The 12,660-nt window shown below is 65.4% G+C and carries 15 protein-coding genes; 6 read left to right on the plus strand and 9 right to left on the minus strand.

The genetic code is table 11. The features are described 5' to 3' along the window. Nucleotides 1–26: 26 nt before the first annotated feature. Complete coding sequence (locus tag AC5RWT_RS06460; protein ID WP_494079639.1) at nt 27–2,156, minus strand: amylo-alpha-1,6-glucosidase; 2,130 nt, start codon at nt 2,154–2,156, stop codon at nt 27–29. Nucleotides 2,157–2,521: 365 nt separating this feature from the next. Between AC5RWT_RS06460 and AC5RWT_RS06465 the strand changes: the two genes are divergently transcribed. From AC5RWT_RS06465 to AC5RWT_RS06475, 3 genes are all read left to right on the plus strand, one after another. Beyond that, nucleotides 2,522–2,875 (plus strand): DMT family transporter, encoded by a 354-nt coding sequence (locus AC5RWT_RS06465; RefSeq protein WP_494045086.1) that lies wholly within the window; start codon nt 2,522–2,524, stop codon nt 2,873–2,875. After that, nucleotides 2,875–3,192, plus strand: coding sequence for a DMT family transporter (locus AC5RWT_RS06470; protein ID WP_494079640.1), 318 nt, complete (start codon nt 2,875–2,877; stop codon nt 3,190–3,192). Before AC5RWT_RS06465 ends, AC5RWT_RS06470 begins: the two co-directional genes overlap by 1 nt. A gap of 74 nt (nt 3,193–3,266) precedes the next feature. Next, complete coding sequence (locus tag AC5RWT_RS06475) at nt 3,267–3,575, plus strand: hypothetical protein (protein ID WP_494045084.1); 309 nt, start codon at nt 3,267–3,269, stop codon at nt 3,573–3,575. Nucleotides 3,576–3,703: 128 nt separating this feature from the next. Here AC5RWT_RS06475 and AC5RWT_RS06480 read toward each other — a convergent pair whose 3' ends face one another. After that, complete coding sequence (locus AC5RWT_RS06480) at nt 3,704–4,591, minus strand: TspO-related membrane protein (RefSeq protein WP_494079608.1); 888 nt, start codon at nt 4,589–4,591, stop codon at nt 3,704–3,706. Beyond that, nucleotides 4,588–5,235, minus strand: coding sequence for a DedA family protein (locus AC5RWT_RS06485; protein WP_494079609.1), 648 nt, complete (start codon nt 5,233–5,235; stop codon nt 4,588–4,590). Before AC5RWT_RS06485 ends, AC5RWT_RS06480 begins: the two co-directional genes overlap by 4 nt. Before the next feature lie 46 nt (nt 5,236–5,281). Between AC5RWT_RS06485 and AC5RWT_RS06490 the strand changes: the two genes are divergently transcribed. Next, nucleotides 5,282–5,800 carry an O-acetyl-ADP-ribose deacetylase gene (locus AC5RWT_RS06490; protein ID WP_494079610.1) on the plus strand — a complete coding sequence of 173 codons (519 nt, stop codon included), beginning with the start codon at nt 5,282–5,284 and terminating at the stop codon, nt 5,798–5,800. Here AC5RWT_RS06490 and AC5RWT_RS06495 read toward each other — a convergent pair. The 5 genes from AC5RWT_RS06495 to AC5RWT_RS06515 form a co-directional block, all read right to left on the minus strand. Continuing rightward, a complete protein-coding gene (locus AC5RWT_RS06495; protein WP_494079611.1) occupies nt 5,797–6,597 on the minus strand; it encodes an FRG domain-containing protein in 801 nt (266 codons plus the stop codon). The genes AC5RWT_RS06490 and AC5RWT_RS06495 overlap by 4 nt on opposite strands. 47 nt (nt 6,598–6,644) lie before the next feature. Beyond that, the gene (locus AC5RWT_RS06500) at nt 6,645–7,388 is read right to left on the minus strand and encodes an MBL fold metallo-hydrolase (RefSeq protein WP_494079612.1); all 744 of its coding nucleotides are present in this window, start codon (nt 7,386–7,388) and stop codon (nt 6,645–6,647) included. 57 nt (nt 7,389–7,445) lie between these two features. Then, a complete protein-coding gene (locus tag AC5RWT_RS06505) occupies nt 7,446–8,327 on the minus strand; it encodes a manganese catalase (protein ID WP_494045078.1) in 882 nt (293 codons plus the stop codon). 526 nt (nt 8,328–8,853) lie between these two features. Then, nucleotides 8,854–9,924, minus strand: a complete 1,071-nt coding sequence (locus AC5RWT_RS06510) for an SDR family NAD(P)-dependent oxidoreductase (RefSeq protein ID WP_494079613.1) — start codon at nt 9,922–9,924, stop codon at nt 8,854–8,856. Next, nucleotides 9,925–10,431, minus strand: coding sequence for a DUF2231 domain-containing protein (locus AC5RWT_RS06515; protein ID WP_494079614.1), 507 nt, complete (start codon nt 10,429–10,431; stop codon nt 9,925–9,927). A gap of 220 nt (nt 10,432–10,651) precedes the next feature. On the opposite strand from AC5RWT_RS06515, the gene AC5RWT_RS06520 reads away from it, so the two are divergent. Together AC5RWT_RS06520 and AC5RWT_RS06525 are read left to right on the plus strand one after the other, a co-directional pair. Further along, nucleotides 10,652–11,065 (plus strand): hypothetical protein, encoded by a 414-nt coding sequence (locus AC5RWT_RS06520; protein ID WP_494079615.1) that lies wholly within the window; start codon nt 10,652–10,654, stop codon nt 11,063–11,065. A 117-nt stretch (nt 11,066–11,182) separates the two neighbouring features. Beyond that, nucleotides 11,183–11,662: a DUF4383 domain-containing protein gene (locus tag AC5RWT_RS06525; protein WP_494079616.1), complete on the plus strand. Its 480-nt coding sequence runs from the start codon at nt 11,183–11,185 to the stop codon at nt 11,660–11,662. On the opposite strand, the gene AC5RWT_RS06530 is transcribed toward AC5RWT_RS06525, so the two are convergent. After that, entirely contained in the window at nt 11,663–12,622 is a 960-nt protein-coding gene (locus tag AC5RWT_RS06530; protein ID WP_494045072.1) for an RluA family pseudouridine synthase, read from the minus strand. Between the last annotated feature and the right edge of the window lie 38 nt (nt 12,623–12,660).

The raw sequence follows: 12,660 nt of genomic DNA on the forward strand, positions 1-12,660 counted from the left end.
ATGGTTCTTGGCGCCCGGACGGCAGCCTAACGATCCCCTACGGAGCCTGCCTCGCCCGACGCTTCTCGGCCGTTCACCAGCAGCAGCTCTGCCAAAGGCGACCGTGTGCCGTGACGCAGCGTCACGCCGGGAGGAAGTCCCTCCACGGAGAAGCGCTGTCCGCTTGCCGTCAGGGAAACCCGCGAGTTTCCCAACAGCATGTTGTCTGCACGGAACGATCCAAAGTCATCGGGAATCGTGGGATCCAGCCACAGCTCTTTCGCCGGAAGGTAAGGATCCAGGCGCAAGAGCGTGCGCATCAGTTGGACCGGGGAGGCGGCGGCCCAGGCCTGCGGCGAACAGGAGGTGGGATAGGGCACCGGCACGTCGTACTCATCCCGGTCGAAACCGCAGAACAGTTCCGGCAACCGTCCGCCGAAACGGATGGCTGCGTCGAAGAGTCCGGTGGCTACCTTCCGGGCCTCCTCGACGAAGCCGTACCGCATCAGCCCGCTGGCGACCAACGTGCTGTCGTGGGGCCAAACTGAGCCATTGTGATAGCTGACCGGATTGTAGGCGCCCATGTCAGAGGCCAGCGTCCGGATCCCCCACCCGGTAAACATTTCCGGCGACATCAATCGGGCGGCTACTTTGGCTGCCTTGTCGTCGTCGACAATCCCGGACCACAGGCAGTGCCCCATGTTGGAGGCGCAGGCGTCCACCGGCCGCTTTTTACCGTCCAGCGCTATGGCGTAGTACCCCTTGTCCGGGAGCCAGAAGTGCCGGTTGAACTCCTCTTTCAGAGCTGCGGCGCGGTTCCCCCACTCCGCCACCAGTTCCTCGTCACCGGCGGCAGCCGCAAGCAGGGCGCGTCCGACATACGCACTGTAGACATACCCCTGCACCTCGCACAGGGCGATAGGCGGCTCGGCCAACTGGCCGTCCGCAAAGTTGATGCCGTCCCAAGAGTCCTTCCAGCCCTGGTTGATCAATCCATGGGGAGCGGCCCGGCTGTACTCCACAAACCCGTCTCCGTCCCGGTCTCCGAAGTCGCGGATCCATGCCAAGGCGCGGTCGGCGTGCGGCAGCAGCGACTGCAGGACCTCCTTCTCCATGCCCCACCGATTCAGCTCCGACATCAGGACGACGAACAGGGGAGTAGCATCGGCCGTTCCGTAATACGCGGCACGGTCGCCGAGAATAGCCCCGGCGGTCACGCCCATGCGCACCTCGTGAAGGATGCGTCCCGGCTCCTCCTCAGTGTCCGGATTGACGCTGGAGCCCTGCAGATCGGCGAGCGTCTGCAGCGTACCGCGGGCCAGCGAGGGGTCGACGGGCAGCGCCATGTAGGCGGAAAGCAGCGAGTCCCGGCCGAACAGCGCCATAAACCAAGGCGCGCCGGCTGCCACGACTGCGCGGCCCGGATGATCGGGATCGAAAATACGCAGCGACCCGAGATCCTCTTGGCTGCGCACCAGCACCATCTCGATATCGTCGTTTTCCACGTCCAGTTGTGGCGTTGACTTCCCCCAGTCCCGGTGGCGGCGGGCCGCTTCAAGATCGGCTACCGGGTGGGCGGCGGCGAGCTGCTCTGCGGGCCGGTCTTGTTCAACGAGCGGAGTGACGATGATGCTGGTGGACCATTTTCCGCGTGCCGGGACGGTTACTTGGAAGTGGAGCGCATATTCGGTTGCCATGGCGCCCCGGCCGTGCACCTCAACGCCCCTCCTGCGTCCGCCGCGGATGACCTCGAGCAGCAGTTCGTCACCGTCACCCCGCCGGACCAATTGCGCCGGCGGTGCCGCGCGTCCGCCCTTGACATCGAAGAGATCGGCAAAGTCGGCATCCACGTGTAGGTCCACAACGCATTCGGCAGGCAGGGCCGAGTGGTTGCTCACCACGAGGTCCTCGCGCAGCCCGGCACCTATGAGGCGCTCGCGTTGGATCACCAGCGGAGAGTCGGCGCGTCCGTCCGCTCGGCGTGCGCGGCCGACGAAGAGCGCGCGGTAGGGCTCCAAGACGCGGGCAAACAGGGGCTCGAGCGGAAGCGCGTCGACAGTTAATTTCCAGCCGGACAGGATCCTTGTGTCCTGGTAGAAGGCACCCTGCGTCAGGCCCGGAAAGATGTCGCCGCCGGAGGAGGAGATGCAGAACGACGAACCTTCGACCACGGTCACCGCGCCGCTGCCCGTCGGCCCCGCCGCTGTGTCGGCGTTCCAACCGCTGCCGGACTCCGGCTGTTCCGGCGCTGCGCCGGATTGGGCGGGGAAGTCGGATTCAGGAGTGAGTGAGTGCTTCACGAGTGGCTCTCTTGACCGGCGCCAGTGGTTATCCTGATGTGCGGAACTGGTTGCCAAAGAGGCTGCGCGCGGGGCAGCCGCCTTGACCGGTTCCACTCTCATATCATTCTCTACTGGTTCGTGGCGTCAAGGGTGGCTGCTCGATGGTCAAGGACCGATCCAGCAGATTCCCCGCCCGCGGTTTTACTCCCGGTGTGCAATGCAACGCGAAACCTGCTCTGCTGGTGGGGGAGGTTTGATACATGAAGAACTGCCTGCTCCTCGCGGGGGCGATCGTGTGTGAGGTGGCGGCGTCGCTGTCGCTGAAGGCAGCTTTGGACGACCCAGTTCTGTATGTTGTGGTCGTCGTCGGTTACGTGACGTCGTTTGCCTTCCTCGCCGCTGTTCTGCGGGCAGGAATCCCGGTCGGCGTGGCCTACGGGATCTGGGGTGCGCTCGGGGTTGCCCTGACGGCGGTCCTGGCCGCTGTCCTCTTCCACGAACCGCTCACTACCGTGATGCTGGCAGGCATGGCGCTGGCCGTCGCCGGAGTGCTGCTGGTGCAATGGGGAGCGAGCCGGGCCGCGGCGCGTTCCGCCGAGCAGGCCGCAACGTGATGGGGTGGGTCTTCCTAGCCGTCGCGATCCTGGTGGAGGTAGCCGCGACCCTCTCGCTGCGGGCCAGCATCGACGGGCACAGGGCATGGCTCGTGGCCGTGGCAGCCGGCTACCTGCTCGCCTTTACCTGCCTGTCGCTGGCGCTGCGAGAAGGGCTTGGACTAGGGATGGCCTACGGTATTTGGACTGCCTGCGGGGTGGCCCTGACCGCGCTGATCGGTAGGTTCCTCTTCGACGAACCGCTGACCAAGCTGATGACTGCCGGCATCGTGCTCATCGGCGCCGGCGTGCTTCTCATCCAACTCGGTTCGCACTGACCGGCCCGGAACGGCAGCCGTGACGGCGCACGACGCCTGGAACCAGGGGCGCGTGACGCGGCTAAAGTTGAGGGATGCCGTCCTTCCGCGCCCAGTTGAGCATCACCGGCCTGCGGCCCGGGAACCAGCCCGAGGCCGTCATGGATGCTGCGGTGGCGGCCGTGGGTTCGGCGCACATCGTGGAGGCCAACCAGTTGGACGTGGTCGCCGGCGTCCCGCGGATCACCGTCCGGTTCACCGTTGACGCCAACGCCTACGCCGCCGAAAACCGCCAAGCGCTGCAAGCCGGAGCCAATATGCGGCACGCCGTCGAAGAAGTCGCCACCACTGCCAGGCTCGCGGTGCTCCGGCGAGCGCGCGGCAAATGGGCGCCCGTCGGCTGAGACCGTCCCGGGGCTGCGCCCCCCTGCAGAACCCGCGCCCCGCGGACCCCGGGGCAAGCGTCCCCCGCAGAATCCGCCGCCGCCCCCGCGGAATCCGGCCGGCCGCCGTCGTTGGTTGCTCTGTTTGCTCAGTCCAGCGGCTCACCGCGCCGCAGCGCGCGGCGTTCCGCATGCCCCACCTGGAAATGCCGGGAGATGCCGCAGACCAGCACGAAGAACAGTCCGAAGCCGGCGGCCATCGCCACCGGAGCGGACTGCGGCTCGCCCAAAAAGCGGTCGTAGGTCAACCAGCCTAGCCCCCAGGCCAGGGCCAGCACGGTGGAGACCCGGCCGCGGCCGGTCATCGCCATCACGGCTCCGGCCAGAGACACGACGGCCACGGCGATGACAGCCCAAAGCTCGCCGCCCCAGCCCAACCAGTCGATCCCGCGGACGGTCAGCCAGCTGCTGGCATTCAGGGCGGCGGCCAGCAGCACCCAGCCGGCGTAGAGGCCCAACGGCCCGTCCACCAGCAGCGCGTCCACCCGGTAGGGCGAGGGGTAGCGGGACAAACCGTCAATGACCCATGCCAGCGCGGCCACCAGCATCAGGACCAGGACCAGGGTCAGGCCGACGTTGCCCGCCTGGGCGGCCATGATCCAGGCGGCGTTGAGCAGCATCGAGGCTGCCACCGCCCACCCGATGCTGCGCTGCCGCTGCGACGCGCGGTCGGCGGGCCACCACTGGAAGATGGTGTAGCCGAGCAGGCCTAGATAGATCACGCCCCAGATGCCGAAGGCCAGCGCCTCCAGCGCCAGCAGCGTGAAGTCGGGGGCGAAGGCGCCGGCAGCGGCGTCTTTGATCCCGGCGCCGCCCAGCATGCCGGCGCCGTGCATGCCGGCCAGCAGGCAGAGCAGCAGCGAGCCGGTTACTGCCCATTGTCTGGCCAGGTCCGTCGCCAGCGCGGCACGGATGCTGCCGGCCAGGGGCTCCGCGGCTTTGCGGACGGGCTGGACCAGGTCACTTTCCGGTTTCACTCGGCTCCTAGATCGGGGACCGGGTTGCCGGCGGATTCGCGGACCGGGCGCGTGCGGCTGCCGCTATTGCGCCGTCGGAAGCCGATCACCATGGCGATCACCGAGCCCACCACTATGCCCACGCCTGTACCGATCAGGATGTTGACCCAAAACGGGAACACGGATACCCGCCCAGCGGCGAAGCCCAGTCCGATCATCCACGTGGCCCACAGCGCTGAACCGGCGGCCGAGGCGAGCAGGAACGGCTTGAACGGCACATCCGCCAGCCCGGAGGCCGCCACCGCCGCGGTCCGCCCACCCGGGATGAAGCGGGCTGCCACTATCGCCGCATAGGTGGAGGATTCGCCGGCCTTGCTCAGCGCCAGCGTCACGCCCCGGTCGATCCGCCGGCCCCAGCTGTAGCGATTAAGCCATGTGTTGACGCCGCGCTGGAAGAGGAGGAACAGCAGCAGGTCGCCCAGCCAGCTGCCCAGCATCACGGCCAGGAACACCAGCGGCAGGATCAGTTCGCCGTTGGCCAGCAGCGTGCCGCCGCCGATCACCATGAATTCCGACGGGGCCACCGGCATCGCGGCGTCGAGGACGACCAGCAGCAGCGTCATGGGATAGTACACCCACTGCAGCGGCCCCTCGGGAATCTCCATTGGCCCAATCTATCGGGAATTGCGACCCGGTGGCAGACTGGCAAACGTGCAGATCCGCATCCTCGAAGGCGACATCACCCAGCGGCAGGTGGACGCGATTGTGAACGCCGCCAACTCCAGCCTGCTGGGCGGTGGCGGCGTGGACGGGGCCATCCACGCCGCGGCCGGCCCGCAACTGCTTCAAGCGTGCCGCCGACTGCGCGACACCGAGTGGCCGGACGGACTGCCGCCCGGCCAGGCGGCCGCCACCGAGGGGTACTTCCTCCCGGCCAAATGGGTGATCCACACGGTGGGACCCAATCGACGCGCGGGCCAGACCGACCCGGAGGTGCTGGCCGGATGCTTCCGGGAATCGCTGCGGGTGGCCGACGAATTGCATGCCGAGACGCTGGCCTTCCCGGCCATCGGCGCCGGCGTGTATGGCTGGGATGCGGAGACGGTCGCCCGCCGTGGCATCGGTCAGGTCTTGGAGTACGACGGCGGTCTGCAGGTGGTCGAATTTGTGCTGTTCTCTGCCGGGCTGGCAGAGACTTTCCGCCGGGTGCACGCCGAATTGGACGCCTAACCTCTCTCGCGAGGCCCGTAGTAGCGGCGCAGCCACAAGGCAAGACCGTCCAAGCCGGGGAAGAGCACCCGTTCATTGACGTTCGCCTGGTCAAGGTGGTCCCGGATGCGCCACTTCAGTTTCGCTGGGATGATGACTTTCCGGTAGATCCCGGGGTGATGGTTCAGCCACTCGTCCAGATTGGCAGAGGAGTCGGACATGGTGGAGAAGATCGCCGCCTGGTTGACAATCCGCTCGTCCAGCGACGGCGGTTCGAAGAACAACGGCACGCTTCGACCGTCTCCGTCAGTGAAGCGGTCGAATTCATCCAAAGTGAAGGCCGCGCGGGAGAGAACCTCGGTGGTGAACAGGCCGCCGCCCAGTGACTCGACTGCCGAACGCAGTTCGTCGGGCAACAGTTGGTGGGCGGCCGCGTAGTCCACGCACCAGACTGCACCGTCCTCGTCATACCTGGTGATGTCCCGGGTGGCGAAGTGCAAGGCCACGTAGGGCGAATGCGACCAGTCCAGCAGCCGGGTCGGCAGACCGTGGTGCTGGGCCACGCTCAGCCAATTCCAGTCCGAATCCCCGGGTGAGGTGTCCCTGTGGGCGTACTTGCGGAAATTGCGCAGGATGTGCCGTTCCACAGTCGTTTCGGACTCCCCACTCAGCCGTACCAACCCGGTGGTGAGTTTGCGGTCCGCCGAGGTATGTCCGCGGTAGGCAACAGGCGGCCGAAACTTTCCCCGTGAGGGCTGCCAGCGGCTTTCGGTGAGTGCGGCAATCAGGCCAAACAGATCGTCAGCGTCCACCGTCACCACGGGCTCCTGGCCATCTTCGGCAGGAGCGGGTTCGCTTCCGCCCATCAAGAGGGTCCGCGCTCGATGGCTTCCTGCACCGCGGAAGCAATGCCGCCGCCGAACGGCTCGCCGTGGCCGGGCAACACGATTCGTGCATCGGTCTGCGCCAAGGCCTGGAGCGAATCGAGTGCTTGCCGGGTGTCCGCAGTTGCCGCTGCAGCCACGATATGCGGTCCGCGGGCACCGGTGTAGGGATCGAGCGTCACCAGCGCATCACCGCTGATGACGGTGTCGCGCTCGGGGAAGTGCAGCGCGCAATGACCGGCAGTATGCCCGGGTGTGGGCACCACCATCGGTGAGCCGGGCAGCGATGCTGCTGCCCCGCCGTCGAGCGGGCGCAGGTCCGTGATCCCCTTGACCATGAGCGCACCGGCTGCGCTCATCCGACCGAGGATGGGAATGCAGCGGGGGTATTTAATCGGGTAGACTAGGCGGCTTTTTTCGTGCTTGTACCGGTACGGGTGGGCGGCAATGTAGTAGTCGTCGGGGTGGCAGTAAACCGGAACATCGAGGTCATGCCTCACGCGAGCGGCGAAACCCAGATGATCAAAATGCGCGTGGGTCAGCACCAACGCGGTGATGTCGCGGGGGGAACGGCCAAGTTCCCGGATGGCTGCCACGGTCATCTTCCACATGGCCGGCAGGCCGGCGTCAACCAGCATGATCCGGTCGCCGTCTTCGACGATGTAGAGGTTCACATCTGCATGGCCCACGCGGTGGATGTTATCGGCGATGTTGCGGTGGAACATCTGTGCCTTCCGGAGAGGACACCCCCGCGGCACTGCGGCCGCGGGGGTGTCAGGCCGTCACTCTTTGCGGAGCTTGTCCTGAACTGCCCCAGCAGTCTTTTCGACCATGTTGGGAACCTCGGTGGTGCCGTAGAAGCGGGCGTCCGGATGCGTTGGCTTGGGCATCGGGGCGCTGGTGGTGGCGGAGTCGTGGTAGCTGAATTCGCCCATGCCGTCGGGAGTAGGTCCGCTGGCCCAGGATCCTTCTGCGGCCGCGGGACCATCGGAGAAGTTCTGGTACTGGTAGGCCACGTCCCGGTTCTCCTTGGACAGCGGGAAGTTGCTCGGCACCGGCAGGGTCTCGGAACCCTCCTCCTGGAGCTCCCGTGCAGCGGCGATCCATTGGTTCTGGTGCATGGTGTCCCGGGCCAGCAGGAAGGAGAGCAGATCGCGCACTCCGTGGTCATCGGTCATGTGGTAGAGCCGAGCAACCTGCAGTCGGCCTTGCATCTCGGCATTGGCGTTGGACGTAAAATCTGCCAGTAAATTGCCGCTGGCGGTGACGTAGCTCCCCGACCAGGGGTTGCCGTTGCTGTCCACCGGCCGGGCTCCCGCGCCTGCGACGATGGCGTGCTGGACGTCGGTCCCGCCCACCACGGCGGCGATCGTCGGATCGGACTGGACCGCCTCGTCGGTGATGCCGAGTGGGGCCTTCTCCAGTAGTTGCGCGATCATTTTGGCCAGCATTTCCACGTGGCCGAACTCCTCCGCGGCGATGCCGTAGAGCAGGTCTTTGTATTTGCCGGGGATATGGATGTTCCAGGCTTGGAAGCTGTATTGCATGGCGACGGTGATCTCACCGTACTGACCGCCCAAGACCTCCTGCAGTTTCCTGGCATAGACGGCGTCCGGCTGGTTCGGTTCGGCCTTGTATTGGAGCTCTTGCTTATGGAAGAACATCTGCGGCGACCTCCGCGGTCATTGGGCCCGCTGTCGTTGCTGCCAACTCATCGGTCTGGGCTGGCCACGTCCGGGCCGGGTGCATTCCACGGTAAGGGCCCTGAATTTAATAAGCAACCTTAGTGATACCGCTTTCCGTCGCTGCCAGCGATTAAAAAGTGCGGCATCTGTTTCTGGCAGCGGAGCATGGTTTTCCGCTCGGCCGTCCGGCACAATGGGCTCACGTTCATCTCGAGCGCGGGAGGTGGCCCGATGAGCCCCGCGACACTGGCCAGGGCGCAAGGACTGTTCCATGTGGTCCTGGGGGCATGGCCACTGCTCCTGTACCGCAGCTTCGAAACTGTCACCGGCCCCAAGGCGGAGCCATGGCTGGTGAAGACGGTTGGTGGCCTGATGGTCACCCTGGGCTACGCCCAGATGCGCGGGGCAATGACCGAAGTTGGAGTGGCTGGCGCCCGGCGGCTGGGCCTTGGGTCGGCGGCCACTTTTGCGGCCGTCGACATCGCTACGGCCGGACCGGGGCGCATTAGCAGGATCTATTTGTTAGATGCCGTGTTGGAACTCGGCTGGCTGGCTGCTTGGGCTGCGTCGGGGCGGCGGCAGTTCTCCGGTGCCGGTCCTCAAGGTGACGCCCTTTCAGGCCCCTCCAACAGCCGGCTACGGTGAGCCCTAGTAGGGCTGCTCCGGCCAAGAGGCGGGTGCCTGGGGATCGCCATTCACCGCTGACTCCGTTTGACGGCGGATCGGGAGCGAAGACGGTGCCCGCTGTCGGTGCAGCGCCGCTCCCGTGAAGGGCAAATGTGTCCATGAGTGGCCCGGAGGCGCGGTCGTACAGGCCCGGGAACCGGTGCTGGAACGGAATGAAAAGTTGTTGTATGCGGCCGACCACAACCTGTCGTCGGGGTTTGAATGCCAGCCGGGCCAAAACCTTTGCGACCCGGTGCGGACTTGCCACCGGCGGGAGCGGACGCACTCTGCGGCCCGTGTAGTTGGCGGCATGCTGGAAAATCGGGGTGTCGATGGTGGCCGGCAGCACGGTGCAGATGTGCACGCCCTTCTCATCCAGCAACTCCTGGCGCAGCACATTGGCCAGCCCCAGTAGTCCTGCTTTGCTGGCAACATAGGCGGACACGTACGGCGTGGTCATCTTGGCGTAGATGGAGCCGACCAGGATCAGGATTCCGTGCCGCTGCCGGCGGAACTGCGGCAGAACGGCGCGGATGCTGCTGGCTTCGCCCAGCAGGTTGGTCTCCACCAGCTTCCGGAAGACGTCTGCAGGTGTTTGCTCGAAGGTTCCGTAGCCGTACACCGACGCCGCCCCGATCCACACATCGACGCGCCCGAACTCCCGCAGCGCAGTCTGGACCAGTCTTTCCGATGCCCCGTCGTCAGTAATATCAGTGGGGACTGCGACGGCGCGTGCGCCCAGCCGAAGGCATTCGGCAGCCACCTCATCCAGGCTCGAGCGGCTTCGAGCGGCGAGCACCAGGGATGCACCGCGCTTGGCCAGCCTCGTGGCCGTAGCCCGGCCGATTCCGCTTGAGGCACCGGTAATCACCACCACTTTCGGGCCGGTCCGGTCCCGCCGCAGCCCCATCTATCTATACCCTTCGCTTTGGGTCTGTTCATCGGCCACCCTGACTCCGTAGTGATAGGCCAGCGTGCCGCCGAGATACCCGGAGGCGCTGAGCAGGCCCAGGCCAACAATGCTGATGATGAAGCCGGTCATGCTAATCGTCTGGTAGCCGGCCGCGAAACGGATGAAAAAAGCGACGACGAACAGTGCGGTCACCGTCAGGTTCAGCACCATGTGCAGCGTGGCTGTCTTCTTGGCTCGTGTGCCCGGGGCCAACTGTGAATAGTCAAGGAGTCCCAGAACGGCTGCGACCAGAGCGCCAATAATGCCAATCCCTGTCAGCCAGAGCGCGCCGCGGGCAAAAGGGGCGGCGTCGTCGGTGAAGATGCCGGCCAGGTCAAAAACGACCACCGCAATCCAAGTGCCGATCGGTATCGTCACCAGAATGGGATGGAAGGGGTGTCCATAGGGTCCGGCCAGCATGCTGCGTGGGCGTTTGGCCCGCTGTTGGGCTGCATCCTCGGTCAATGCTCCTCCTCGGCAAGGTCCTGCAGAGACTCATGTGACTGGCCTCAGCGTAGACCGTGGTGCCGCGGCTGACTAGGAGCGCCCTGCCTGCGCTGTCCGGCCGTGGTGCCGTGGCAAGGGAGCAAGGCGCAACATTCCGCTCAGATGAACAGTTTGCTTATGATGAGGAGCATGCGGTCCAGTGCCGCGCAGGGCTTGCGATGGGGGGAGTTGCTTTCATATGGGTATCGAACCGCACGGTTCGTCCAGTGCCGTGACGATTCTGTGCAACGCGCACTGCCGCTGGGATGACGAGCGGTTCCTGACGCTCACCATTGTGGAGTTGCTGCCCAACCGGATCATCGCGCGCTTCCGTGGTGAGGATACCCTCGTCCCCTGGCTGTTGGCCCGCGCGGAGATGACCGCAGTGGATGGTTCGGGACGCTCTTTCCCACAACTGTACGAGGTCAGCGGAGACCGGGACCTCGAGGACATAGTCAGCGTCGTGTTCGAAGGCGCGCCGTCGCCTGCTGCCCAAACGTTGGCATTTCATGTTGAAGGTAGGCGGGAGCCGCTGGCCGTCATTGCCGTGGCCCCGCTCGCTGAAGCTGCTGCTCCAAGCAAGATCATGGATTCGGCCGATGCCGGACTGTAGGGGCAGGCCCTCTTAACTCCTAAGCAGCCTTATTGTATCGTTGTGGATGTCAAGAGCCATATCTACCGACGCCGGAAGGCCCACGCCGGCTGACGGCGCCAGACGGGAAGAAATGCCATGACTGCTGAACGCAACGTCCAGACCCGCCGTACGGGCAGGACTCCTGTCCAGCTGGCGGCGCTGATCCTCGGCGCCGTCTTCTTGCTGGTGGGCATCTTGGGCTTCATTCCCGGGATTACCTCCAACTACGACCAGATGATGGCCGCAGGCCACCATTCCGAGGCGATGCTGCTGGGCATCTTCCAGGTGTCCATCCTGCACAACATTGTCCATATCTTGTTCGGCATCGCGGGACTGGTGCTGGCCCGGAGCATCCCTGCTGCCCGTAATTACCTGATCTGGGGTGGCGCGATCTATCTGGTCATCTGGCTGTACGGGCTGTTCATTGACCAGCAGAGCGCAGCCAACTTCGTGCCCCTGAATTCGGCCGACAATTGGCTGCATCTCATCTTGGGTGTGGTCATGATTGCCTTGGGTCTGCTGCTGACCCGCAGGCGGGATACCAACGCGCAAGGTACCGCTTCGGGCCGCGCCTAATTAGGCAGGCATCCCTTGCTTCGAGGCGTCGCCGGCGTCCCCCGCGTCGGCGGCGCCTCGGACTGCCCACTCGGATAGGTCCAGCCGACTACGGTATTCCACCGGTTCGCCGTTGATCGGGTCGGTGAAGGAGATGCCGCGGGCCAGCAGCTGCAGCGGCCGCTCGAAGTCGTCGGGAGCCTGGTCCAGCAACACCGGGTAGAAGGGGTCGTGCAAAATGCCGATGCCCAGCGAGGCCAGATGCACGCGCAACTGGTGGGTCTTTCCGGTATGCGGTTCCAGTTTGTAGCGGCCCATCCCTCCGCGCTGTCCCAGCAGCTCGATCCGGGTCTCAGTGTTGGGCTCGCCGTCGACCACCTGGGCCAGCAGGTAGGTGCGGGACTTGGTCATGCGGTTCCGCACTGTCTGCGGGAACCTGAGTTGCGGATCCACCGGCGCGATGGCCTCGTATTCCTTCTGCACCAAGCGTTTTTCGAAGAGCACCTGGTATTTGCCGCGGGTGGCGGGGTTCGTGGAGAAGAGCAGCACCCCGGCGGTGAGGCGGTCCAGCCGGTGCATGGGAATCAGATCGGGGATATCCAGTTGGCGGCGCAGCCGGACCAGCGCCGACTCCTGGATGTAGGTGCCGCCGGGGGTGGTGGGCAGGAAGTGGGGCTTGTCCACCACCAGGATGTTTTCGTCCTGGTGCAGGATGTTGATCTCCACCGGCAGCCGCTTCTCGCGGGGCAAGGTGCGGTAATACCAAATGAACGTGTGGGCATCCAGCGGAGTAGTCCGGCTGAGCACGGCGCCGCCTTCGCCCACGATCTCGCCGCGGTCGAACCGGTCCATGATGCCGTCCGGATCCACGTGGCCCCAGCGGTGCAGCATGTAGTCCATCGCCGTTTCCCACGGGCCCTCGCCGGGCAGGCGCAAGCGGGTGGCATTGACGCCGTCGCGCACCGGGAGCGGAGATTTCATCACCCATCAAGGTTACCGGCTGACCGGCACCCGGTAAC

Source organism: Arthrobacter sp. Dra40 (genome assembly GCF_059091905.1).